The 23,732-nt window shown below is 42.0% G+C and carries 25 protein-coding genes; 24 read left to right on the top strand and 1 reads right to left on the bottom strand.

Translation table 11 applies throughout. The annotated features are described in order from the left end of the window. Window positions 1-24 precede the first annotated feature (24 nt). From rnmV to SporoP8_RS09670, 4 genes are all read left to right on the top strand, one after another. Complete coding sequence (rnmV, locus tag SporoP8_RS09655) at window positions 25-591, top strand: ribonuclease M5 (protein ID WP_085132306.1); 567 nt, start codon at window positions 25-27, stop codon at window positions 589-591. After that, complete coding sequence (rsmA, locus tag SporoP8_RS09660) at window positions 584-1,477, top strand: 16S rRNA (adenine(1518)-N(6)/adenine(1519)-N(6))-dimethyltransferase RsmA (protein ID WP_085132307.1); 894 nt, start codon at window positions 584-586, stop codon at window positions 1,475-1,477. The genes rnmV and rsmA overlap by 8 nt, the downstream gene beginning before the upstream one ends. A gap of 143 nt (window positions 1,478-1,620) precedes the next feature. After that, a complete protein-coding gene (gene veg, locus SporoP8_RS09665) occupies window positions 1,621-1,887 on the top strand; it encodes a biofilm formation stimulator Veg (protein ID WP_029054863.1) in 267 nt (88 codons plus the stop codon). A gap of 141 nt (window positions 1,888-2,028) precedes the next feature. Further along, the gene (locus SporoP8_RS09670) at window positions 2,029-2,202 is read left to right on the top strand and encodes a small, acid-soluble spore protein, alpha/beta type (RefSeq protein ID WP_085132308.1); all 174 of its coding nucleotides are present in this window, start codon (window positions 2,029-2,031) and stop codon (window positions 2,200-2,202) included. Window positions 2,203-2,346: 144 nt separating this feature from the next. On the opposite strand, the gene SporoP8_RS16540 is transcribed toward SporoP8_RS09670, so the two are convergent. After that, entirely contained in the window at window positions 2,347-2,496 is a 150-nt protein-coding gene (locus tag SporoP8_RS16540) for a hypothetical protein (protein ID WP_157111246.1), read from the bottom strand. Window positions 2,497-2,924: 428 nt separating this feature from the next. Here SporoP8_RS16540 and SporoP8_RS09675 point away from each other — a divergent pair, with 428 nt between their 5' ends. The 20 genes from SporoP8_RS09675 (at window position 2,925) to SporoP8_RS09770 (ending at window position 23,630) form a co-directional block, all read left to right on the top strand. Then, the gene (locus SporoP8_RS09675; protein ID WP_158232355.1) at window positions 2,925-3,971 is read left to right on the top strand and encodes an S-layer homology domain-containing protein; all 1,047 of its coding nucleotides are present in this window, start codon (window positions 2,925-2,927) and stop codon (window positions 3,969-3,971) included. 175 nt (window positions 3,972-4,146) lie between these two features. Continuing rightward, on the top strand, window positions 4,147-4,350 hold the full coding sequence (locus SporoP8_RS09680) for a hypothetical protein (RefSeq protein WP_099627847.1): 204 nt from the start codon (window positions 4,147-4,149) through the stop codon (window positions 4,348-4,350). A 21-nt stretch (window positions 4,351-4,371) separates the two neighbouring features. After that, window positions 4,372-5,466, top strand: coding sequence for an NAD(P)H-dependent flavin oxidoreductase (locus tag SporoP8_RS09685; RefSeq protein ID WP_085132311.1), 1,095 nt, complete (start codon window positions 4,372-4,374; stop codon window positions 5,464-5,466). Then, window positions 5,453-5,803 (top strand): DUF2200 domain-containing protein, encoded by a 351-nt coding sequence (locus SporoP8_RS09690; RefSeq protein ID WP_085132312.1) that lies wholly within the window; start codon window positions 5,453-5,455, stop codon window positions 5,801-5,803. The genes SporoP8_RS09685 and SporoP8_RS09690 overlap by 14 nt, the downstream gene beginning before the upstream one ends. Window positions 5,804-5,993: 190 nt before the next feature. Continuing rightward, a complete protein-coding gene (gene ispE / locus SporoP8_RS09695) occupies window positions 5,994-6,860 on the top strand; it encodes a 4-(cytidine 5'-diphospho)-2-C-methyl-D-erythritol kinase (RefSeq protein WP_085132313.1) in 867 nt (288 codons plus the stop codon). A gap of 58 nt (window positions 6,861-6,918) precedes the next feature. After that, a complete protein-coding gene (purR, locus tag SporoP8_RS09700; RefSeq protein WP_085132314.1) occupies window positions 6,919-7,761 on the top strand; it encodes a pur operon repressor in 843 nt (280 codons plus the stop codon). After that, window positions 7,749-8,123: a RidA family protein gene (locus SporoP8_RS09705; protein WP_085132315.1), complete on the top strand. Its 375-nt coding sequence runs from the start codon at window positions 7,749-7,751 to the stop codon at window positions 8,121-8,123. Before purR ends, SporoP8_RS09705 begins: the two co-directional genes overlap by 13 nt. A gap of 253 nt (window positions 8,124-8,376) precedes the next feature. After that, a complete protein-coding gene (spoVG, locus tag SporoP8_RS09710) occupies window positions 8,377-8,664 on the top strand; it encodes a septation regulator SpoVG (protein WP_085132316.1) in 288 nt (95 codons plus the stop codon). Between the two features lie 448 nt (window positions 8,665-9,112). Continuing rightward, complete coding sequence (glmU, locus tag SporoP8_RS09715; RefSeq protein WP_085132317.1) at window positions 9,113-10,471, top strand: bifunctional UDP-N-acetylglucosamine diphosphorylase/glucosamine-1-phosphate N-acetyltransferase GlmU; 1,359 nt, start codon at window positions 9,113-9,115, stop codon at window positions 10,469-10,471. 27 nt (window positions 10,472-10,498) lie between these two features. After that, window positions 10,499-11,458, top strand: a complete 960-nt coding sequence (locus SporoP8_RS09720) for a ribose-phosphate diphosphokinase (RefSeq protein ID WP_085132318.1) — start codon at window positions 10,499-10,501, stop codon at window positions 11,456-11,458. Window positions 11,459-11,539: 81 nt separating this feature from the next. Continuing rightward, window positions 11,540-12,169: a 50S ribosomal protein L25/general stress protein Ctc gene (locus SporoP8_RS09725; RefSeq protein WP_085132319.1), complete on the top strand. Its 630-nt coding sequence runs from the start codon at window positions 11,540-11,542 to the stop codon at window positions 12,167-12,169. A gap of 80 nt (window positions 12,170-12,249) precedes the next feature. Next, a complete protein-coding gene (pth, locus tag SporoP8_RS09730) occupies window positions 12,250-12,822 on the top strand; it encodes an aminoacyl-tRNA hydrolase (protein WP_085132320.1) in 573 nt (190 codons plus the stop codon). Between the two features lie 47 nt (window positions 12,823-12,869). Next, window positions 12,870-13,088: an anti-sigma-F factor Fin gene (locus tag SporoP8_RS09735; RefSeq protein WP_085132321.1), complete on the top strand. Its 219-nt coding sequence runs from the start codon at window positions 12,870-12,872 to the stop codon at window positions 13,086-13,088. Between the two features lie 103 nt (window positions 13,089-13,191). Continuing rightward, the gene (gene mfd, locus SporoP8_RS09740; RefSeq protein ID WP_085132322.1) at window positions 13,192-16,725 is read left to right on the top strand and encodes a transcription-repair coupling factor; all 3,534 of its coding nucleotides are present in this window, start codon (window positions 13,192-13,194) and stop codon (window positions 16,723-16,725) included. Between the two features lie 83 nt (window positions 16,726-16,808). Then, on the top strand, window positions 16,809-17,345 hold the full coding sequence (gene spoVT / locus SporoP8_RS09745) for a stage V sporulation protein T (protein ID WP_085132323.1): 537 nt from the start codon (window positions 16,809-16,811) through the stop codon (window positions 17,343-17,345). Between the two features lie 575 nt (window positions 17,346-17,920). Beyond that, window positions 17,921-19,126, top strand: a complete 1,206-nt coding sequence (locus SporoP8_RS09750; RefSeq protein WP_085132324.1) for an NAD(P)-dependent malic enzyme — start codon at window positions 17,921-17,923, stop codon at window positions 19,124-19,126. 513 nt (window positions 19,127-19,639) lie between these two features. Continuing rightward, window positions 19,640-20,233, top strand: a complete 594-nt coding sequence (ytaF, locus tag SporoP8_RS09755; RefSeq protein WP_085132325.1) for a sporulation membrane protein YtaF — start codon at window positions 19,640-19,642, stop codon at window positions 20,231-20,233. A 51-nt stretch (window positions 20,234-20,284) separates the two neighbouring features. Continuing rightward, entirely contained in the window at window positions 20,285-21,877 is a 1,593-nt protein-coding gene (locus SporoP8_RS09760) for a putative polysaccharide biosynthesis protein (RefSeq protein ID WP_085132326.1), read from the top strand. A gap of 5 nt (window positions 21,878-21,882) precedes the next feature. Beyond that, window positions 21,883-23,343: a bifunctional methyltransferase/pyrophosphohydrolase YabN gene (mazG, locus tag SporoP8_RS09765; protein WP_085132327.1), complete on the top strand. Its 1,461-nt coding sequence runs from the start codon at window positions 21,883-21,885 to the stop codon at window positions 23,341-23,343. Then, complete coding sequence (locus SporoP8_RS09770) at window positions 23,340-23,630, top strand: RNA-binding S4 domain-containing protein (protein ID WP_085132328.1); 291 nt, start codon at window positions 23,340-23,342, stop codon at window positions 23,628-23,630. The genes mazG and SporoP8_RS09770 overlap by 4 nt, the downstream gene beginning before the upstream one ends. Window positions 23,631-23,732 lie beyond the last annotated feature (102 nt).

A 23,732-nucleotide genomic window follows, 5' to 3' on the forward strand; every position in this document is an offset into this window, starting at 1 on the left:
CTATCGTAAGAAAAGAGGAATAGTGTGAATATAGAAGAAGTAGTTGTGGTGGAAGGGAAGTCCGACACTGTGGCTGTCAAACGTGCGACAGGAGCGGATACGATTGAAACGAACGGTTCAGCGATCTCAGACAAGACGATCGAGCGGATACGTCACGCACAACAGACACGTGGAGTCATTGTTTTTACCGATCCAGACTTTCCAGGCCGACGCATCCGGGCAATTATCGAAGAACAGATTCCTGATGTGAAGCATGCGTTTTTACCAAAGAAAGAAACTATTGCGAAAAATGGACGTGGAGTAGGAATCGAACATGCGAATGACGAAGCGATTCGTCAAGCATTGGCTTCTGTTTACACGGTGAGTGAGCATACAATAGAAGAGATACCGATGGCTATATTACTAGAGGCCAGATTAATCGGTCATACCGACTCCAGAAAAAGAAGAGAACGTCTGTCGGAGTTATTGCATATTGGGCAAGTAAACGGTAAAGGATTGAAAAAACGACTGGAGATGTTCCGGATTTCTGTCGCGAAGTTGAATGAAGCGATACAAGTTCTTAATGAGGAGGAAATGAAAACAGATGTATAAAGATATAGCAACCCCAGTGAGAACAAAAGAAATTTTACAGAAACATGGGTTTTCATTCAAGAAGAGTCTAGGTCAGAATTTCTTGGTGGATTCGAACGTACTGCATAATATCGTCTCTCACGCAGCGATTACGAAAAACACGGGAGTCATTGAAGTAGGACCAGGAATTGGTGCGTTAACAGAGCATCTCGCACGGCAGGCGGGCAAAGTTGTAGCATTTGAAATTGACGGTCGACTGTTACCTGTACTCGAAGATACAATGTCTCCTTATTCGAATGTCACTGTCATTCACCAAGATATACTAAAAGCAGATATTCATCAAGTAATTGAAGAGCAATTTGCAGACTATGAAGATATCGTAGTCGTGGCCAATTTACCGTATTATATTACAACACCGATCATCATGAAGTTTCTGATGGAAAAAGCCCGCGTAAGTCAGCTTGTCATTATGATGCAAAAAGAAGTAGCAGATCGAATTACAGCCGTACCAAGTACAAAGGCATATGGTTCGTTATCAATCGCTGTCCAGTACTATATGGATGCAGAAGTATCTATGATTGTACCAAAAACGGTATTCATTCCTCAACCGAATGTAGAATCCGCTGTACTTCGTTTGACGCGCAGAGAAGTGGCACACGCTCCTGTAGAGGATGAAGACTTCTTATTCACTGTGACGCAAGGGTCGTTCTTGCATCGTCGTAAGACGCTGTGGAACAACCTTCAGTCCTCACTCCCTGAAGGTAAGGAAAAAAAGGATTTGATTCAGCAAGCGTTTGAACAATCAGAGATAGATCCAAGTAGAAGAGGGGAAACATTATCGATTCCAGAGTTCATCAAACTGGCCAATGCACTATACCCTTACTTTGGCAAGCTAAAAACGGAATAAAATTAATGACAATTTCATATGAAAAAATAGTGAATTTCATCATAAAGTGATTGACAAAGACATATAGAAACTGTTAAAATAAAAATTTTGTTGACAAACGTCTGGAAAAATGTTATGCTTGTATTTAGTGAGGTGTAAGTAACATGCCAAAAACATTAGCAGACATTAAAAAGTCACTGGACGCTCATTTAGGGAAACGTCTCCACTTAAAAGCAAATGGCGGTCGTAAGAAGACGATTGAACATGCTGGAGTCTTGCGCGATACGTATCGTGCCGTTTTCGTAGTAGAGTTGGATCAGGATGACAATGCGTTTGAAAGAGTTTCTTACAGCTATGCTGATATTTTAACCGAAGCGGTTGAAATAACAGTCCTTGATGGTTCGGACCAAACGGCCTTTATCATCAAATAATTTATCATGCTATTTTAATTTATTTCCTAGTGAATCCGCCCGGAACGTTCTGGCGGATTTTTTATTACGTTAACTAATCGAAGTGTAATTTTCTCTGTATGGCGCAGACTACAGATGTCAGCCGAAAAGGAGGAAACTAAAATGGCGAGAAAAGGCGTCATGTCAGATCAATTGAAAGTAGAAATCGCGAAAGAGCTTGGCTTCTATGATGTAGTACAGAAAGAAGGCTGGGGCGGTATCCGCTCACGTGATGCAGGAAACATGGTAAAACATGCAATTGAAATGGCGAGTAGACAAGTGGAGGAAAGAAAATAATCCAACCAATGTCCGTAGAATCCAAAACAGGCTGACGAATGGAACTGCAAAGGAGAAATTACTTTGCAGTTCTTTTATTGCGATAAACTTTAAGGCTATCTACCAGTCATTATAATCTGTAGACGGTCCTGCAATCATATGGAATTATTTACGTTTCCACTGTTTACTATCACTGGGAACAATCGCGCTTGGTTTGCTTGGAAGAAGAGGTGTCATGTCCACAGCCTTGTCCGGATCGGTTGGAAGTACTTGTTTTGCACCGAAGTCTACTTCAATAACATTGTAGAATTGCATTCTGTGTATCACCGATATTCCATACATCGAAGATCACGTGATAACATGTATGTTTAGGTTACTTCGGAAGGGGATCTATTTCTTGCCATCTACTGTACAGAACTTCCGAAAAACGACACTATTATAGCAGTTCATTTTATAGTTTTAGTTAGAACAAGATATTGTGCTCAATTGCTTTTACAGCGTTGTGTTGCACAACACAATATTGATAGTATACTCCGACTTATTGAAGCATGTGCAGTAAAAATATACTATTGAAATCCTTAGAAAATAGAACCACACCAATGCATGTATACGAATTATGATGATGTATGTAGCGAATTTAGTATGTTTGTGTAGTAAAACAACATGTTTTAACATATTCAACTTTTTGCTTAATTAACATGATATAGTCATTACATATTATGGCGAAAAGGGGATCAACACGTATGAAAAATGTTTTTGCAATAATTTTAATACTTGTTTTGACGTTTTCAGTAGCTTCTAAAACACAGGCTTCCACTAAAATATTTACAGATGTACCGAAAAATCATCCGAACTATACTGCGATTATGTATTTGCTGGAAAACAAAGTGATTGAACCTAGTGTGCGCTTTGGATTAAATGACAAAGTGTCACGTGAAGAAGTTGCAATTATGGTGGCTAAAGCTACAGGGCTTGATGGAAAGAAAACGAAGACGAAGTTTACAGATGTTTCTTCTAGCAGATATTCTTCTGGTTATATTAACTCCGCGGTAAAAGCGGGGATTATTAATGGATATCCTGATGGTACGTTCAAACCTACGCAAAAGGTAACACGTGGACATATGGCTGCTTTTATTGCAAATGCATTTAAATTGACGAAAGAAAAAGATATTCGATTTAAAGACGTACCGAAGGGCTCTACTGCCTATAATGCGGTGCGTAAATTGGCCTTTGAAAATATCACCTCAGGCTATCCAGATGGTACATTTAAACCAAATGAAACACTAACACGGTCACATATTGCCGCATTTGTAGCAAGAGCCATGGATCCCGCGTTTCGACCTGCGCCGCCAGTCATGGTGACGAGAGGAATTCACTTTGGAATGGATCCTGCTCAAGTAATAAGTGTTGAATCGAAGTCGCCGGCAATATTGCTTTCTAATTTACGTGAGGGAAATAAACGATTATTGATCTATCGAACTACAAAGTATAATTACTACACCGATTTGATTTATTACTTCGAAAACAACAAATTGCAGTTCATAACGTATGATTTTATGGAAGGCGAGGATGACTATCATACTTCAGATGAAATGTTTGCGATTTACAATGAATTAAATGAGCACGCACAACGTGAATTTGGAGCGGACTATTATTCTGATACCGATTATGAAACTACGTTTAATTCGGGATGGGAAAAGACCGGCTATGTGGTGATACTGACAGTGAACGATGACAATGTAAGTACAGCGGCAAATTTAGTGTACTTACCGAATTCGATGATAAAGTAATAGATGAATTAGTAGAGTTGCAGAGTGAAATGGCTTTGCAACTTTTTCTAATACATAAAATGATGATAGGAACTTCAATTTTCTGTGATTTACGATATGATGGAGTGAACATTCATTATACGTACGAAAATTCTCAGTCCTTGTGTAGATCTATAGAATGGCAGGAGGAGAAAGTGTGAAGAAAGGAAATATAGGTCGTGCACTATTCGCTGGTGTCTTTGTCGGTATCTTCAGCTTGATCAAGGAGTTGTTTTTTGAGGGTTTGAATTCATTTTTATCGATTGCGCTTATGGCAGCGGCTGCTTTAATCGGTTATTGGTTGGGAAATAAAATATTGATGAGACGTGAAGAAAAGAGAAACAATAAAACTGCTACATAATATTTTGAGGGGGCAGTAAAGATGTGGAATAAAAATGATGTAACAAAAAAACTTGGAATTACATACCCCATCATTCAAGCAGGAATGGCTGGCGGTACGACCACACCTGAGCTAATAGCTGCTGTATCCAATGCGGGTGGCTTGGGTACTCTAGGGGCAGGCTATATGAAGGCGGAAGATATGAGAGAAGCGATAAAGAAGATAAAGGCACTAACGGATCAGCCTTTCGGAGTCAATTTGTTTATTCCAGAGACAGCAGAGGTATCCACAGATAAGATTAGAAAGGCTAACGAATTATTACGACCTTATCGTGAAGAGTTACAAATTGCTGAACCTGATGTAAAGCAAGTGTCTAGCGAGAACTTTGATAAGCAAGTGGAAGTCCTAATTGAAGAAGAGATAACGGTTTGTAGTTTCACCTTTGGGGTGCCGTCTAAAGAAAATGTCCGAAGATTAAAAGAAGAGAACATCATCGTTATGGGGACTGCTACGACTGTGAAAGAAGCTATAATCAATGAAGGATACGGAGTCGATATGGTCGTGATGCAAGGAAGCGAAGCGGGGGGACATCGTGGTACATTTTCAGGAAGCTTCGGCGATTCTATGATCGGAACGATGTCGCTTATTCCTCAAGCTGTAGACCATGTCCAGATTCCGGTTATTGCTGCTGGAGGCATTATGGATGGAAGAGGTGTCTTAGCAGCTCTTACACTCGGAGCACAAGCGGTTCAAATGGGGACTGCTTTTGTAACGGCAGTTGAAAGCGGAGCGAAAACACAACATATCGATGCTATTCTCACAAGCACGGAAGATCAAACTGTCATCACATCGGTATTTAGTGGTAAACCAGCAAGGGGCATTCAAAATGACTTTATCCGTGAAATAAAACCTTACGAAGAAGATTTACCGGATTATCCTATAATGAACACATTGACAGCAGGAATTCGAAGTGAAGCGGCCAAGCAAAATCGTCCCCAATGGATCCATCTTTGGAGCGGACAGTCACCTCGCTTAAGTGCGAGACGAAATGCCGCAGCTTTGCTGTCGCGAATCGTTTTACAAGTTGAAACTATCATACGTGACAGACGATTGGAGGGTAACGATGACGACACATAAGATTTATACAATGAGTTTTGCCAAGGTTTACCCGCTCTATATTAAAAAGGCAGAGAAAAAAGGACGCACAAAATCGGAAGTCGAGGAAATCATTCGTTGGTTGACGGGATACAGCCAAGAAGAGCTGGAAGTACAAATAGAAAAACAGACAGACTTTGAGACGTTCTTTGCTGAAGCTCCTAAGATGAATTCTTCACGGGGACTAATCAAAGGGGTAATATGTGGTGTTAGAGTGGAGGATATTGAAGAATCCACGATGCGAGAAATACGTTATTTAGATAAACTGATTGATGAGTTGGCGAAGGGTAAAGCGATGGAAAAGATCTTACGCAAATAACAAATGAAATTTAAAGTATTCAAAACTAACTGTAAGAATGCTCGACTACAGAACTGTAGAACGGAAATTCTCGTAACAAAGTAAACTGCAAAGGCTTTGCAGTTCTTTTTTTTATTTAATCCCCTTATGTTCTATTCATTCTGTGGTAATATATGAGCAAGAACAATGCAGTGGGGAGGGAGCTTTTATCATGATTTACGAAAAGGCGCCTGCGAAAATCAACTTAACATTAGACGTGTTGAGTAAAAGGCCGGATGGCTATCATGATGTCGAGATGATTATGACAACGGTTGATTTGGCTGACCGTATCTGGCTACGTCCTACGACGGATCACGCCATTACGATTAAGTCATCTCATCGATTTGTGCCAAATGATCGCAAAAACTTGGCGTATCAAGCAGCGGATTTATTAAGAAAACGTTATCGCTTGAATTATGGAGTTGAAATTACTCTGGATAAAAATATTCCGATTGCCGCAGGACTAGCAGGCGGTAGTTCAGATGCAGCCGCGACTCTTCGTGGATTAAACCGCCTATGGGAACTGGGCTTAACTTTGGATCAGCTGGCAACCCTAGGTGCGGAAATTGGATCGGATGTATCATTTTGTGTATATGGTGGCACTGCTATTGCAAGAGGGCGAGGAGAAGACATTACGCATCTACCTGCTCCACCTAACTGCTGGGTCGTGCTGGCGAAACCGACAATCGGCGTTTCCACTGGCAATATCTATGGTCAGTTGAACTTGTCTTCTATCACGCATCCGCAAACGGAGCGTATGATAGAAGCGTTGCAAGAGAGTGATTATGACAAGATGTGTGCATCACTAGGCAATGTGCTGGAGCCTGTAACGATGGGTCTTCATGAGGAAGTCATCATACTCAAGGAACAAATGGAGCGTTTTGGCGCGGATGCTGTTTTAATGAGCGGTAGCGGTCCGACGGTATTTGGACTGGTAAAACACGAATCGCGTGTGCCAAGAATTGTCAATGCTTTAAAAGGGTTTTGCCATGATGTGCATGCAGTGCGTATGCTTGGGGAACCTATTGTAGTTGATTAATGCCGGACAATTATGATAATGTACTTATAAATCATTCGGATTTAGGAGTCGGTATTATATGAAATGGAAAAGAAGTGAAAGGCTTGTCGATATGACACGTCATTTGCTGGAAAATCCGCACACACTCATTTCTTTGACGTTTTTTTCGAACCGGTATTCAGCGGCCAAGTCCTCAATTAGTGAAGATCTTGGTATTTTGAAAGAGACATTTGAAGAGAGTAGTACGGGTCGTTTAGTGACGATTTCAGGCGCTGCTGGCGGTATTAAATATATTCCGTTGGTCGGTCGTGAAGAGGTAAAGGAAGTCATTCATTTACTAATGAATGAACTCAGGAAATCGGATCGATTGCTTCCTGGCGGTTATTTGTATATGACTGACCTATTGGGGAATCCTCGTTTTCTTGATCGAATTGGCAAAGTGATTGCGACAGCTTTTTTTGATAAAGAAATCGATGCAATCATGACAGTTGCGACGAAAGGTATTCCGATTGCCCATGCGATAGCCCGTCATTTAAACGTGCCTGTAATCGTAGTTAGACGGGACAGCAAAGTGACGGAAGGTCCTACTGTCAGCATTAATTACGTTTCTGGTTCTGCCCGTAGGATCCAAACAATGGTACTGTCAAAGAGAAGTATGCAGAGCGGTCAAAAAGTATTGTTGACAGATGACTTTATGAAAGTGGGCGGCACGATGCAAGGTATGAAGAGCTTGCTTGAAGAATTCAACTGTGAACTTGGCGGTGTGGCGGTCCTAGTAGAAGCTGAACATCTTGAAGAAGTTCTGGTTGATGATTATCTTTCATTAGTGAAACTGCATGCTGTCGATGAGAAACACCGCAAGATCGAGTTGGAAGAAGGGAATTATTTCACGAGGGGCGGTAATGAGTTATGGAATATGTAAAAACAGAACAAGCACCACAGGCAATTGGACCTTATTCACAAGCAGTAAAAGTGAACGGTGTAGTGTACACGTCAGGACAGATTCCTTTGACGCTTGCTGGTGAAGTAGTAAGTGGCGGAATAGAAGCACAGACAAATCAAGTTCTTCAAAACTTGAGCAAAGTACTGGAAGAAGCGGGTTCAAGCTTACAACAAGTCATTAAAACCACAGTATTTATTCAAGACATGAATGAATTTGGAGCGCTAAATGCCATTTATGAAGAACACTTTGGGGAGCATAAACCGGCTCGCTCGACAGTGGAAGTGGCCCGTCTTCCAAAAGATGTACGAGTAGAAATCGAAGCAATCGCGCTTTGTAAGTAATTGAATGTGAAGCCCGACCTGACGTAATCTAGATCAGGTCGGGTTTTCTTGTTAGTAGAGAATGAGTAGGTGGAAAGTAGCTGTATATTTGAAGGAATATACAAATATTAAAAAATTCACAAAAGATTCTATTTTCATTCGACTGAAAAACTAGTATTATAGAATCAGCACCAGTATTATGGTTAAAAAATTCATCGTGCCAACTAACCTAGAATACGTTCAGTGTGAAAACGACAACAAGGGAGTGGGGAAAATGGAAATCACAGATGTGAGATTACGCAAGGTAGACACGGAAGGTAGAATGAGAGCAATTGCTTCCATTACGCTTAACGATCAGTTTGTTATCCATGATATCCGAGTTATCGAGGGGAATGACGGATTATTTGTGGCAATGCCTAGCAAACGCACACCGGATGGGGAGTTCCGTGATGTGGCGCATCCGATTAATTCAGATGCACGGACAAAAGTACAGGAGTCCATTCTAGCGGCTTATCATCGAGTAGACGAACAGCAAGGGGAATTACAAGAGGCTGTTCTATAATTTATATCGTTAGAGAAAGCGTTTCCATTCTTCGTATCTATCAAAAGGCCATCTATTCGAGTAGATGGCCTTATTATTGTCTTGAAATGGAAGTGGAGAAGCGGGTAGCAGTAGGGGAGTAGGGATTGAGTGCAAAGATGTGCTCCTAATGCTTCGCTTTTACTCGCAAAAGCCGTCCCTACCGCAGATTCATGAAGAAAGCATCCGCCAACTGGCGCTTCCATCCCCTCGTACTTACAAATTCCCGCCTACTCCTAATTACTTGCATTTTTGAACGCTTCCTCTATAATTACCTACCACTATTATTATCGCTATGCCAATATAATCACAAAAAGATTAACAATCATAAAATAAAGTTATGTAATTGTCAAGGGGATATGCTTGAAAAAATCAGTCATTTCCGATATAGTCAATTATGAATTTATCAAATAAGGATGGAGGCTGACAGATGACAAATACATATGCGATCGTCCTGGCAGCGGGACAGGGCACGCGAATGAAGTCGGATCTTTATAAAGTACTTCATCCTGTCTGTGGAAAGCCAATGGTGGAGCACGTAATCGATCACATTCGTGATCTCCGCTCAGATCGGATCGTCACGATTGTCGGTCATGGTGCCGAGATGGTAGAGCAGACGCTGGGCAACAAAAGTGAATATGCGCTACAAGCACAACAACTGGGCACAGCACATGCCGTGCAACAAGCTGAGAGTGTACTTGCAGACCTTGAAGGTACTACGCTCGTCGTCTGTGGGGATACACCGTTAATTAGTACTGAGACAATGGCAGCACTCCTCGCACACCACCATGAAACGGAAGCGAAGGCGACAATACTTACTGCAATTGCAGATGATCCAACGGGTTATGGCCGCATCATCCGTGCAGAGAATGGTGACGTAATGCGAAACGTCGAACATAAAGATACGAATGATAGTGAGCGTCTTGTTAAGGAAATTAATACAGGCACGTATTGCTTCGATAATCGTGTGTTATTCGACACACTGAAAAAAGTGAATAACGACAATGCGCAAGGTGAGTATTATCTTCCGGATGTATTAGGGATTTTGAAATCTGAAGGACAGCGAATTTCTGCTTATACGACGCCAGATTTCCATGAAACACTGGGCGTCAATGATCGCGTGGCGCTGGCACAAGCTGAAAAAAGTATGCGCCAATTGATTGCGGAGAAGCACATGCGTAACGGTGTCACAATCATCAGCCCTGAGCAGACAGTGATCAGTGCAGAAGCGGAAATAGGACGTGATACTGTTATCCAACCTGGTGTACTGATTGAGGGTGCTACAAAAATCGGTTCACAATGTGTCATTGGTCCCAATAGTCATATCCAAAACAGTACAGTGGGCGACAACACGATGATTCATTCGTCAGTCGTTCGTGATAGTAAAGTTGGAAATCAGACTGCCGTCGGTCCATTTGCGCACTTACGACCCGAAACACAGCTTGGTGATCATGTGAAAGTAGGCAACTTCGTTGAGGTGAAAAAATCTCAACTTGGTGACGAAAGTAAAGTTTCCCACCTCAGTTACATAGGGGATACAGAAATAGGCAAGAATGTTAATGTTGGCTGTGGTACGATTACAGTGAATTACGATGGGAAAAACAAGTACAAAACAGAGATTGAAGACAATGCATTTATTGGCTGCAATGCCAATTTGGTCGCACCGGTCACGATAGGAAAGAATGCGATTGTGGCAGCGGGATCCACAGTCACAAAAAATGTTCCAGAAAATTCACTTGCAATTGCACGTGTTCGGCAAGAGAATAAAGAAGGATACGTAAAAAACTAATCTTACCCAACTAACAGGAGGGCCATCATGGCAAATCAATATCCAAACGACAAACTGAAAATCTTTTCTTTAACTGCGAACGAACCACTTGCAAAAGAAGTAGCAGATCAAGTCGGGCTTCCGCTCGGCAAGCTCTCAGTCAAACGTTTTAGTGACGGGGAAATTCAAATCAATATCGATGAAAGCATCCGTGGCTGTGAAGTATTTGTTATTCAATCAACTTCTAATCCGGTCAACGATAACTTAATGGAGCTTCTCATTATGTTAGATGCCTTAATGCGTGCATCTGCGCGTACGATTAACGTGGTTATGCCATATTACGGGTATGCACGCCAAGACCGTAAAGCGAGTTCACGTGAACCTATAACGGCTAAATTAGTTGCAAACTTACTAGAAAAGGCAGGCGCTGATCGTGTAATTGCAGTAGACTTGCACGCGCCACAAATACAAGGTTTCTTCGACATTCCAATCGATCACTTGATTGCAGAACCCATCCTAACGGAATACTTCCAGAATCAAGGATTAGCAGGCGATGATCTTGTTATCGTTTCACCTGACCATGGCGGTGTAACGCGTGCGCGTAAAATGGCGGATCGTATGAAAGCACCAATTGCAATAATCGATAAGCGTCGCCCACGTCCGAACGTAGCGGAAGTGATGAATATTGTTGGCAATGTAGAAGGAAAAACGGCCATTTTAATTGATGATATTATCGATACAGCCGGAACTATAACCATTGCTGCGAGCGCTCTAATTGAAAGTGGAGCAAAAGAAGTGTATGCTTGTTGTTCACACCCTGTTTTATCCGGACCAGCGATTGAGCGCATTAATAATTCTCAAATCAAGCAATTAGTGATTACGAATTCTATTAAATTGCCGGAAAGTAAACAATCTCCAAAAATCAAACAACTATCGATTGCGCCATTGTTGGCATCTGCAATCATTCGTGTGTTTGAGAATAAGTCTGTAAGTACATTATTTGAATGATGAATAGTTAACTGATATCTTCTGATATTGAATATTCAAAGATGTATAAAAAACTTAATGATAGGATAGGTGACTGTACAAATGAGCACAATTAAGTCGAACTTAAGAGAAACTGATAAGAAGACAGTAAGCGAATTAAGAAAAAGCGGTTGGATTCCTTCAGTAGTATACGGTTATAAAACAGAAAGCACGCCAATCGCGGTAAAAGAACGTGATCTTCTAGACACACTTCGTGAAACAGGAAGAAACGGTGTAATCAAATTGACTGTTGACGGCAACGATGTAAACGTCGTATTAAACGATTATCAGTCTGACGTTTTGACTGGTTTCCTTACACACGCTGACTTCTTGGCGATCAATATGACAGAAGAGCTTGAAGTAGATGTAGCGATCAACCTTGTTGGGGACGCGCCAGGTGAAAAAGCAGGCGGAACAATTCAACAACCGGTATGGGAAGTTACAATTCGCGTAAAGCCATCTGACATTCCTGAACATATCGACGTAGATGTTTCAGAACTTGAAATTGGTGAAACAATTCTTGTTAGTGATATCCGCGAAAAAGTGAAGTTTGAAATCTTGACTGAGGACGAAGTAGGGTTAGTAACTATTTCTGCTCCACGTACTGAAGAAGAAATGGAAGCATTAGATGAAGCTACTGAAAGCACTGAAGCTGAGCCGGAAGTAATCGGTGAAGATAAAGAAGAGAAATAAGTTACAAAATGGGCGCACGAGTTTGAACCGTGCGCTCCTTTTCTATGTATATATATTGTTTAGAAAAGGAAGAGAAGAACATGAAATTACTAATTGGTCTCGGAAATCCCGGGAAAAACTACGAAAACACGCGTCATAATATCGGTTTTCAAGTCATTGATGAATTGGCTAAGCGATGGCAAGCCCCAGCATTCCAGCAAAAATTCAATGGTCAATTTACGACTGTCCATACGGCTGAAGGTAAAATAATATTATTAAAGCCTATGACTTATATGAACTTATCGGGTGAATGTGTCCGTCCCTTAGCGGATTACTTTGAAGTGGACGACGAAGAAATAGTCGTATTATACGATGACTTGGATTTGCCGGCAGGGAAAATCCGACTTCGTCAAAAGGGAAGTGCGGGTGGCCATAATGGTATGAAGTCACTCATTGCACATCTAGGTACTTCTGAATTCAATCGTATTCGTATGGGCGTCGATCGTCCTACAGGCGGTATGAAGGTCGCTGATTATGTATTATCTCCTTTTAGCAACGACGAGCAACCGTTGATTGAAGACGCGATACAAAAGAGTGCAGACGCCTGTGAAGAATGGACAATGAAAAAGAAACCATTTCTTGAAGTGATGAATAAATTTAACGGAAAAGCATAATATGTCAATTCTTTGCCTATACTTTGAAAAAGGAAGGTGAAGAGAATATGATCCGTTATTCGTGCAATCACTGTCATACGGAGATCGGCTCCATTCCATTCGAATCGGCAAAAGATACTTTGAGTCAAATAGACAATACAGATAAAAATACATTTTTGTCTGTAGACCCAGATGGTGGCCTGCATATACGATGTATTTGTGAACACTGTGAGCAATCATTGCAGGCGTTTCCGGATTATTACACCTTAAAAAAATGGTTACAATAAGTAACAGATGCTTTGGCGCTAATAGCCAAAGCTTTTTGTGCATAAAGCATTCTGTTCGATATATAGAGATAGACTAAGTTAATAGATAAGGAGGAGTAGTCGAGTGGGAGTAATAGAACAGCTTTTTCTAGAAGAGAAAGAGATTCAAGGCTTGCTGAATGACTTGGAAGACGGGCAGGATCAGCAGTTGATCACAGGTCTTGCAGGGGGATCCAAAGCGATCTTTTTTAAATTGATTCAGCAGTCACTGACACGCCCTGTCTTAATTGTTTCACCAAATATGCTTCAAGCACAGCGAACGTATGAGGAATTGAGTAAATTAGTCGGTGACGAACATATTCACTTATACACCGCAGAAGAACTTGTTGCGGCAGACTTTTCTTTTGCAAGTTATGAACTACGTGCGGGCAGAATAGACACATTGGATCATATGGCGCGTATAGGCAGTGGTATTTATATTACACCCGTTGCAGGTTTGCGAAAATTGTTGCCGTCAAAGGAACGATGGTTGGCACATTACGTAACAGCTTCAACAGATGAAGAGATTGATATAGGTGTCTGGCTGGAAAATCTAGTATCCATGGGCTATATCCGAAAAGACCTGGTGAGTGCACCGGGCGAATTTGCGTTGCGCGGTGGCATACTGGATATTTATCCGCTAACGATGACAGAACCTGTTCGTATTGAGTTATTCGATACGACAATTGATTCCATTCGAACATTTTCGGCAGAAGATCAGCGTTCAACAGGAAAATTAGACTCGATTACGTTATTGCCGGCGACCGAATTCATATGGACGCCTGGAGAGTTACAGCAAGTTTCACAAAAGGTGGAGCAAGCGCTTGGTGAAAGTCTAGCCAAAATCAAAAGTGAAGAATTACAGCAGCAGTTATTGATGTCGATCATGCAAGATATCGGCATGATGAAAGATGGAATTGTGCCAGATACAATGAAGAAATATGCTTCATTTTCTTCCGGAACAAGCGCCATGCTGACTGACTACTTCCCTGCAAATGGTATCATAATCTTTGATGAGTTGGGTCGAATACAAGAATCTGTAGCTACACTGGAGTCGGAAGAGCAGGAATTCCAGCTTGCGATGCTCGAAGACGGTAAAATGTTACACGATACGAAACTCGCATGGAATTACGAGCAAGTACTTGCGGATATGAATCAGCAGCGACTCTACTTATCTTTGTTTACACGCTCAGTACCTGGCTTCACTATCAAGAAGTCTATTTCGATTTCTTGTAAGCCGATGCAACAGTTTCATAGTCAGATGCCTCTATTGAAAAGTGAAATAGAGCGTTGGCAACAAGCGAACTATAACGTTTTTCTTTTGGCTTCTTCAACCGATAGAATGAAGGCAATTCAAGAGATTTTACGAGAGTATGATATAGAAGCGGCGATTAACGGCAAGCCGAACAAAGATGGTGTGTTGTCCATTATAGAAGGGGATTTATCAGTAGGTTTTGAATTGCCGTTTCAGAAGCTTGCTGTCATTACGGACGCGGAATTGTTTACTGGTAAGCCAAAACGCAAAGCGCGCCCCCCTAAACTCACGAATGCCGAACGGATCAAAAGTTATTCAGAGATCAAGCCAGGTGACCATATCGTCCACGTGCATCACGGTATTGGGAAATACTATGGTGTCGTTACATTGGATGTTAAAGGCATCCAGAAAGACTACCTAGATATTCGTTATCGTGGTGAGGATAAACTCTTCGTGCCTGCTGATCAGATTGATTTAATTCAAAAGTATGTCGCTACAGGAGAGAAAGAGCCAAAGCTACATAAACTTGGCGGTACAGATTGGGTAAAAACTAAACGTAAAGTAACGGCGGCCATTCAAGATATTGCGGATGACTTGATCAAATTATACGCTAGACGAGAAGCAGAAAAAGGCTTTGCTTTTAGTGAAGACGATGATTTGCAGCGTTCATTCGAAAATGCTTTTCCATACGAAGAGACACAGGACCAGTTACAGTCCATCGAGGAAATTAAGAAAGATATGGAACGTATACGGCCTATGGATCGATTATTATGCGGTGACGTAGGATACGGAAAAACGGAAGTTGCGATTCGTGCGGCGTTTAAAGCAGTAACGAACGGTAAACAAGTTGCGTTCTTAGTGCCGACTACGATACTTGCACAGCAACATTTCGAAACGATGAAAGAGCGTTTTGCAGATTATCCTGTGACAGTTTCATTACTCAATCGTTTCCGTTCTAAGAAAGAGCAGGATGAAACGATTAAAGGGCTGAAAGCGGGAACTGTTGACATTGTCATTGGTACGCATCGCTTATTGTCTAAAGATGTAGTCTACCAGGATCTTGGGCTTCTCGTTGTTGATGAAGAGCAACGTTTTGGAGTAACGCATAAAGAGAAATTGAAGCAGTTGAAAAATAATGTAGACGTACTGACGTTGACTGCAACTCCCATTCCAAGAACTTTGCATATGTCGATGGTCGGAGTGCGCGATTTATCAGTAATTGAAACACCGCCAGCTAATCGTTTCCCTGTCCAAACATATGTCATGGAACATAACGGTGGACTCGTTCGTGAAGCGATTGAGCGAGAGATGGGACGCGGCGGACAAGTTTTCTATCTATATAATCGTGTAGAAGATATGGATCGTAAAGTTCAGGAAATTCGTGACTTGGTACCAGAAGCGCGTATCGCCTCTGCACATGGTCGGATGGGTGAGGCGGCCCTCGAAGCAGTAATTCTGAGTTTTCTCGAAGGAGAATTTGATGTGCTCGTTACAACGACCATTATCGAAACCGGAATCGATATTCCAAACGTTAATACGTTAATTGTTCATGATGCAGATCGCATGGGACTTTCACAGCTTTATCAACTACGTGGCCGAGTCGGTCGTTCCAATCGCGTGGCATACAGCTATATGCTCTATCAGCGCGATAAAGTGTTAACAGAAGTTGCAGAAAATCGTTTACAAGCAATCAAAGAGTTCACTGAGCTTGGCTCTGGTTTTAAAATTGCTATGCGTGATCTATCCATTCGGGGTGCAGGGAATTTACTTGGTTCGCAGCAACATGGATTCATTGACTCGGTTGGTTTCGATCTGTATTCGCAGTTACTACAAGAAGCGATTGAAGAAAGACAGACAGGTGTCGTAAAAGAAGACAAAGCAGATGTCGAAATCTCCTTGCCTATCAATGCCTATCTTCCTGAATCATACATTCAGGATGGTTATCAAAAAATCCAAATGTATAAACGTGTAAAAGCAATTACTGGCGATGAGGATTATCTAGAGCTTGTTGACGAGATGATCGACCGTTTCGGTGATATGCCATTCGAAGCCGATTTATTGCTCCGCGTTGGACGTATGAAAGCGTGGGGTCGTGACGCTGGTGTAATATCCATTAAAAATGTACAGGGAATAGTGGAAATCCGCTTGTCGGCAGAAGGAACGGCTCGTGCTGACGGTGCAAAACTGATGGAACGTTCATTGAAGTTCGGCCATGCGGTTGGATTGACAATCGACAACGGACAAATTACCATAACCGTGAATGAAAAAAAGTCCAAGCAGTTTACGGAATTCGATATGGTAGAAGACATGGTACACACCATGCAGGAAACAGCAAAGGAAGTAGAATCTAAGGATACCTTGTAACACCTTGATTGCATAAAATGACCAATGTTGATGCATACTATTCTCAGAAATACATTTAATTTCGAGAAAGTGAGGCATTATACATGAAAGCAACGGGTATTGTCCGCAGAATTGATGACTTGGGAAGAGTAGTTATACCGAAAGAAATTAGAAGGACACTTCGCATTCGTGAGGGGGACCCTTTGGAGATATTCACTGATCGAGAAGGGGAAGTCATTTTAAAGAAATATTCACCTATTTCAGAGCTTGGCGAATTTGCGGTAGAATATGCAGAATCACTTTATGAAACGATTGGTACACCTGCACTAATCAGTGACCGCGATGAGATGCTAGCGGTAGCGGGTCTTGCCAAGAAGGACTATATGAACCGACAGTTGGCACCGATATGCGAAGAAATTCTGAACGGCCGATCTACTGTCATGGAAAAGCATGAGAAGACGGTAGAATGGGTACCAGGCCAAGTAGAGCAGATTAAGTCTTATTGTATTGTACCTATCATTACAAATGGCGACGCTATCGGTGCAGTTTACTTGCTGTCAAAAGTTCATTTTGTTGGAGAGGTCGAGCAAAAAGCTGCAGAGACAGCGGCCAACTTCCTGGCGAAACAGATGGAAAGCTAAACGAGTTTGATAAAAATATTAAGTTTTTAACGAAAACTCACAGTGGATGAATCTGCTGTGAGTTTTTTGATGAATAATTTTCTCTAAATGTAATTTAGTATGTTATTTTCAGAACAATAACATGTAAATGAACTTAACCTAAGCAAGTAATCAGAATGAAATCCGTCGTCCAATTTACATATACTACCTTTTCCGACGCGTGAAGCACCAAATACACTTCAATACTTTTCCTCAATTAAAAAGTGAAGTTTTTCACATACTACATCCATATATCACTTTTGAGTATCATTTTTCTTTTTGTGAATATATTCACAAAAGCCTTTAGTGAAGGGCTTCACAAGGTGTAAAATAAAAAGTGAAAGGTTTCACATACTACGAAAAAGCATAAAAGTCAAAACTTTTTTCATTTTTTTTTAAAGCGCTGAAAAACCCGTTGTATAGGTGATGTAACCGCTTACGATTTCTTGATTTTGGTAGTTGCCAGAATATTGCTACTTGTATTTGCTTTGCGTTTGCGCTTATAATCACTACCAACACGTTTGAACAATAAAAAACCAGATAGGGAGAGCGATATTATGAACAGGAAATACAAATCTTCTTTACACATGCATCAAATTCACAATGGAAAAATGGAAGTGGTTTCGAAGGTGCCATTAGAAAATAAAGAGGATTTGAGTTTGGCGTACTCACCAGGAGTTGCTGAGCCTTGTGTAGAAATCGCTCAAGACCCATCTCTTGCATATGAATATACAATTAAAGGGAATTTGGTTGCAGTTGTGACAGACGGAACGGCTGTACTTGGACTTGGAGATATCGGCCCTGAAGCAGCTTTGCCGGTAATGGAAGGGAAAGCTCTATTGCTGAAGCAATTTGCAGGGATTGACGCATTCCCGATTTGTCTGGATACAAAAGATGTCGATGAAATTGTCAACATCGTAAAAGCAATGAGCCCAACATTTGGTGGTATAAACCTCGAAGATATATCAGCTCCTCGTTGTTTCGAAATTGAACGCAGATTGCGTGAAGAGTGTAATATTCCAATCTTCCATGATGATCAGCATGGCACGGCAATCGTAGTGGGTGCAGGGTTACTTAATGCATTAAAAGTAGTTGGAAAAGAAAAAGAAGATGTGAAAATCGTCTTGAATGGTGCCGGTGCCGCTGGAGTTGCGATTACGAAACTATTGTTGAATATGGGCTTCAAAAACATTATCATGTGCGATTCGAAAGGTATTATTTTTGAAGGGCGCGAGAATGCGATGAATGACATTAAGCATGAAATGTCACGCGTCACAAATCTCGATAAAATCGAAGGTTCATTAGCAGCTGCAATGAAGGGTGCTGACGTATTCGTCGGTGTATCTGTAGCAAACTTGCTGACGAAGGAATTGATTGCACTAATGAATACAGATCCTATCGTATTCGGACTGGCGAATCCAATACCTGAGTTGAAGCCTGAATTGGCAGATGAGTATGGTGTGCGTATTATTGCGACAGGCCGTTCCGATTATCCTAATCAGGTCAACAACGTCTTGGCGTTCCCTGGTATCTTCCGTGGAGCACTAGACGTTAGAGCGACAGAGATCAACGAAGAGATGAAGCTTGCAGCGACGTACGCGATTGCAGACTTGATCAAGGATGAAGATCTCCGTGATGATTACATCATTCCGGATCCATTTGATGACCGTATCCCGACGATTGTTGCACATGCAGTAGGAAAAGCGGCGATTCGTACAGGTGTATCCGTTGCGAAGGAAATGGTTTTGCCTACACCCAGATGAAGATGAATAATGACCCGTCTTTCCTTGTAAGTAAGGGAAAGACGTTTTTTTTTAATAAAGTGAGCGCGCGAGGATCTATTTAGCGATGTTCTGGGTGGATGCTTTGTCGTAGGCTTGCGGAAGTTTTCGCTCATAAATTCGTACAACCGCTCATAGTTCATGGTTAACCGCTCTATAGCACTTGATTACTGCTCTATCCACATGCACAAGCGCTCTATCATGCTTTGCAAGCGATCATAATGGCTGGGCAACCGCTCAATGCGTTGGCAATGTGGTCTAGTCTTGACCTAAATTAAGTACAAGACGTCATGAATTCAAGTAATAGCTACAATGAAGTCTTATATTAATTGGGGTTTGTAGCGGATTCAAAAGCCACCCCTTATCTGCTTTTCCTACAGCTATAAACCAGCCCCTCCGCGTGCATAGGAAAGGCTGGTTCTTTTACGCGCCTAACGCACACACGCCTGCTTCATTGTGCGCGTATAGTATGATAAAACCAAATGGGGGAGCGGAATGACTTGGCTACTGATCGCAGGCTTTGCAATTTCATCTAGCATTGACAACTTTGGAGTTGGACTTTCTTATGGGGTACAGCGAGTACGAATTCCATTCACATCAAATGCACTCATTGCGGCAATTTGTTTTATCTTCAGTTTGATTGGCATAGTTGCCGGTGCATGGCTGGCTGAAATGTTACCGGGCATACTACCCGATCTTATAGCATTTGCTGTACTTAGCATCATCGGAATACGCATTATGATTATTGCATTTCGTCCACAACGAAAACATCAAGCAAATGTATTTAGTGAACCGGAAAAAATGGATTTTGACGGATCTTCGCATATTAGTCTTGGGGAGGCTTTGCTGCTTGGTATTGCGCTATCTGCGAATGCGTTAACGAATGGTATCGGAGCAGGTCTTTTGGCATTGTCACCGATTGCCATCGCATTATCAGCCGCTGTTGGCAGTTATATTACATTGTCAATTGGTGTGGGGCTAGGCACGAAACTGGCAGGCGTGCGGATTGGCAAGATGTCAGTAGGGCAATTCGGAACATTTATGAGTGGGGTGATTATTTTATTGATTGCGGCCACGCGCCTATTCTGACGTGATGAAATGGTATACTAGAAATCATCATCGAATGAAAGAGGCACGTATATGGCGTTGACTAAATGGAATATGAAGTCGTTTATGAAAGGTGCATCGATTCTAACTATTGCTGCCATCATCGTCAAAGTGCTAAGCGCGGTTTATCGAGTGCCCTTTCAAAACTTAGTTGGAGATAAAGGATTCTATATTTATCAGCAAGTGTATCCGTTTATCGGAATATTTATCGTTTGGACGTCCTCGGGTTTTGCTGTCGCGGTGTCTAAAATGCTTGCAGAAAGCAAAAGTCCTGGAGAATCACGTGGAATTTTACGTGTGTCACTAGCCTATCTACTTGTTTTATCAATAGGGATTTTTCTGTTATTGCGTTCAGGTTCTTCTTTCTTTGCAGAACTAATGGGAGACACTGCACTAGCTCCCGTTTTGCAGGCAGGTGCATATATCGTCCTCGTACTGCCGTTCCTAGCTGTGCTGAAGGGTGTCTTTCAATCAGAAGGGCAAATGATACCTGTAGCGATTTCCAACGTCTCAGAGCAGTTGTTCAGGGTGATCATCGTCCTTGCGGGTACGTGGATTGCGATACGTGCAGGAACATCACTTTATAAGGTAGGGGAAATTACGATGTGGGCAGCAGTTGCAGGAGAAGCGACAGGTGTCTTGATCCTGACTTGGTTCTTCCTGCAACGAGAACGTTTGGTGGCAGTTACTGTGAAGCCGTGGCAAGTGATTAAAGATCTGACCAAGATTAGCATTGGTGTCAGTGCGAGTTCTTTAATTTTACTGGTATTTCAATTGGTGGACTCTTTTACGATCTATAACGCATTAATCGAGGCGGGGACAATGAGTGAGACCGCTATGGAAATGAAAGGTGTCTATGATCGGGGACAGCCGCTTGTGCAAATGGGTATTTTGCTTGCATCTACATTGGCGCTAGCCCTCGTACCGTTAATCGCGCATCATGCATCTAAAAATGATAGACGGGGCGCCTTACCGTTCATTAGTTTGACGTTCCGGACATCTATTTTATTCGGTTGGGCTGCGACGATAGGGTTGGTTCTCGTACTACCTTTCGTTAATGAAATGCTGTTTCAATCACGAACAGGATCTGTTGCGTTAATCATCTTCTGTATGCAGATTTTCTGGTTGTCGATTATTTTACCACTGACAGCAATTCTTCAAGGAAGTGGTAAAGTGCGTGGGCCGTTACTACTCATGCTGCTTGGTGTCGTAATCAAACTGTCAACTACACCATTAATGGTTCATCAATATGGAATTGAAGGTGCCGCTGCGTCAGGCGCTATTTCATTCGCAATCGTTGCTATATTATTGATTTTTTACTTTAAAAGATTTTGGAAGTTTCCGCTGGCTCCGCGACGGTTTTATACCGTGCTAATTATTGCTAGTGTTGCAATGGCAGGGATATTGATTCCCTGGATGCTTCTAGCCGACTCATGGTTGTTTGATGGATTATCCTCACGTACAAGCTCAACGTTAACTGCAATGTCAGCTGTCGCAATTGGAGCAATCATATTCCTTTTCGTCATCTTGAAATCACGTATAATGAATGAAAAAGAGTGGTATTTACTGCCTTTTGGAAAACGATTGGCAACTGCTCAACTATGGCTAACTAAAAATAGAAGGTGAATTATATGAATAAAATAACTGTTATCGGACTAGGTGCAAGTGATTTAGAACAACTGTCGCTAGGCACGTATCGATTATTAAAACAAGCGGACCATCTCTATCTTCGGACAGAAGAACATCCCATCGTTGCAGAATTACGTTCGGAAGGGCTAGAGATGGAAAGTTTTGATAGGATTTATGAAGCAAATGATGCGTTTGAAGACGTCTATCAGCAAATCGTCGATAAACTACTGGAATTGAGTGTGCAACAGCCGATTACATACGCTGTGCCGGGACACCCACTTGTAGCGGAACGTACGGTTCAACTGTTGATTGAAAAAGAACGGACAGGTGAGATTGAACTTCATATTGCTGGCGGGAGTAGCTTTTTAGATCCGATTTTTACAGCGTTGCGTATTGATCCGATTGAAGGATTCCAGTTGCTTGACGGTACAGACTTGAAACGTGACGACGTACGCATGGATCAGCATGTATTAATTGGACAAGTCTATGATGCATTCGTCGCTTCTGACGTGAAATTGTCTTTGATGGAGAAATATCCCGATTCTCACGTCGTCACCATCGTTACATCAGCCGGTTCACGAGATGAAGTGTTGACTGAAATACCGCTGTTTGAACTTGACCGAACAGTGACATTGAATAATCTAACGACTGTCTATGTACCGCCGCTACTTGAACACGAACAACGACTGAAAGAGTGGAGTTCATTAAGGGACATCATTGCGACTTTGCGTGGACCGGACGGCTGTCCTTGGGATCGTGAGCAAACGCATGAATCATTGAAGCGCTATTTAATCGAGGAATCCTTTGAGTTGATCCAGGCCATTGATGAAGAAAATGATGATGCTATCGTCGAAGAACTAGGAGATGTTTTGCTACAAGTCTTTCTTCATGCGCAAATCGGGGAAGACAATGGCTACTTCTCCATGGAAGATGTACTCGAAACTGTAGGGGCCAAAATGATACGACGACATCCACATGTATTTGCGCAAACACAAGCTGATACAACCGAAGAAGTGTTGACGAACTGGCAAGCTATCAAGGAGCAGGAAAAACCTAAACCGTCTATGCTGTTAGAAGGACAAGAACGTTTGGCATCGTCCTTGCTGACATCTTATAACTATCAAAAGACCGCAGCCAAAGTTGGGTTTGACTGGCCGTCTATAGAAGGAGCTTTCGACAAGTTCCAGGAAGAGTGGCAAGAGTTTCAGGAAGAAGTAAAAAGTGGTGGGCCGGAGCAGCAGCTAGACGAGCTCGGAGACGTATTGTTCACTATCGTCAACATCGCAAGATTCCTGAAGCTCTCACCAGAAGAAGCCATGTGGCACGCCAACGAAAAATTCAAATCTCGTTTCCATTCCGTGGAGCAATCCGTGAAACAAGGAAGCGGAAAATTTGAAAATTATACAGTAGACGAACTAGAAGAATTCTGGCAACAGGCCAAAAGAGAGGAAGAATCTAAATGAGACTCGACAAGTTTTTAAAAGTATCACGCTTTATAAAACGCCGAACGCTAGCGAAGCAAGTGGCTGACCAAGGCAGAATCACAATTAATGGGAAAGTAGCCAAGGCATCGTCTGTTGTCAAACCGGGTGATGAACTTTCAATCCGATTTGGCCAAAAGATCGTCAATGCTACGGTAAATGAGCTGAAGGCGTCAACTAAAAAAGAAGACGCAGCAGGTATGTACACGATCACTAGCGAAGAGCGCTTAGAGAAAGTAGAACCTGAGTTTGTAGACGATGAAAATTAATTGACGAGAAGATAGACTAAAGAGGAGTAGAATAGAGGGTTTGCCCCCCAACTTAAAAATGGCTTGTCATGTCTGGCCAAGCCTCTGCATATGATATGGGGA

The sequence above is a fragment of the Sporosarcina ureae genome, assembly GCF_002101375.1.
Lineage (GTDB): Bacteria > Bacillota > Bacilli > Bacillales_A > Planococcaceae > Sporosarcina > Sporosarcina ureae_B.

Excerpts from the sequence above, each read along its gene's own strand:
- rsmA (WP_085132307.1), top strand. The coding sequence starts at position 584 with ATGTATAAAGATATAGCAACCCCAGTGAGAACAAAAGAAATTTTACAG.
- veg (WP_029054863.1), top strand. The coding sequence starts at position 1,621 with ATGCCAAAAACATTAGCAGACATTAAAAAGTCACTGGACGCTCATTTA.
- SporoP8_RS09670 (WP_085132308.1), top strand. The coding sequence starts at position 2,029 with ATGGCGAGAAAAGGCGTCATGTCAGATCAATTGAAAGTAGAAATCGCG.
- SporoP8_RS16540 (WP_157111246.1), bottom strand. The coding sequence starts at position 2,496 with ATGCAATTCTACAATGTTATTGAAGTAGACTTCGGTGCAAAACAAGTA.
- SporoP8_RS09675 (WP_158232355.1), top strand. The coding sequence starts at position 2,925 with ATGAAAAATGTTTTTGCAATAATTTTAATACTTGTTTTGACGTTTTCA.
- SporoP8_RS09685 (WP_085132311.1), top strand. The coding sequence starts at position 4,372 with ATGTGGAATAAAAATGATGTAACAAAAAAACTTGGAATTACATACCCC.
- SporoP8_RS09690 (WP_085132312.1), top strand. The coding sequence starts at position 5,453 with ATGACGACACATAAGATTTATACAATGAGTTTTGCCAAGGTTTACCCG.
- ispE (WP_085132313.1), top strand. The coding sequence starts at position 5,994 with ATGATTTACGAAAAGGCGCCTGCGAAAATCAACTTAACATTAGACGTG.
- purR (WP_085132314.1), top strand. The coding sequence starts at position 6,919 with ATGAAATGGAAAAGAAGTGAAAGGCTTGTCGATATGACACGTCATTTG.
- SporoP8_RS09705 (WP_085132315.1), top strand. The coding sequence starts at position 7,749 with ATGGAATATGTAAAAACAGAACAAGCACCACAGGCAATTGGACCTTAT.
- spoVG (WP_085132316.1), top strand. The coding sequence starts at position 8,377 with ATGGAAATCACAGATGTGAGATTACGCAAGGTAGACACGGAAGGTAGA.
- glmU (WP_085132317.1), top strand. The coding sequence starts at position 9,113 with ATGACAAATACATATGCGATCGTCCTGGCAGCGGGACAGGGCACGCGA.
- SporoP8_RS09720 (WP_085132318.1), top strand. The coding sequence starts at position 10,499 with ATGGCAAATCAATATCCAAACGACAAACTGAAAATCTTTTCTTTAACT.
- SporoP8_RS09725 (WP_085132319.1), top strand. The coding sequence starts at position 11,540 with ATGAGCACAATTAAGTCGAACTTAAGAGAAACTGATAAGAAGACAGTA.
- pth (WP_085132320.1), top strand. The coding sequence starts at position 12,250 with ATGAAATTACTAATTGGTCTCGGAAATCCCGGGAAAAACTACGAAAAC.
- SporoP8_RS09735 (WP_085132321.1), top strand. The coding sequence starts at position 12,870 with ATGATCCGTTATTCGTGCAATCACTGTCATACGGAGATCGGCTCCATT.
- spoVT (WP_085132323.1), top strand. The coding sequence starts at position 16,809 with ATGAAAGCAACGGGTATTGTCCGCAGAATTGATGACTTGGGAAGAGTA.
- SporoP8_RS09750 (WP_085132324.1), top strand. The coding sequence starts at position 17,921 with ATGAACAGGAAATACAAATCTTCTTTACACATGCATCAAATTCACAAT.
- ytaF (WP_085132325.1), top strand. The coding sequence starts at position 19,640 with ATGACTTGGCTACTGATCGCAGGCTTTGCAATTTCATCTAGCATTGAC.
- SporoP8_RS09760 (WP_085132326.1), top strand. The coding sequence starts at position 20,285 with ATGGCGTTGACTAAATGGAATATGAAGTCGTTTATGAAAGGTGCATCG.
- mazG (WP_085132327.1), top strand. The coding sequence starts at position 21,883 with ATGAATAAAATAACTGTTATCGGACTAGGTGCAAGTGATTTAGAACAA.
- SporoP8_RS09770 (WP_085132328.1), top strand. The coding sequence starts at position 23,340 with ATGAGACTCGACAAGTTTTTAAAAGTATCACGCTTTATAAAACGCCGA.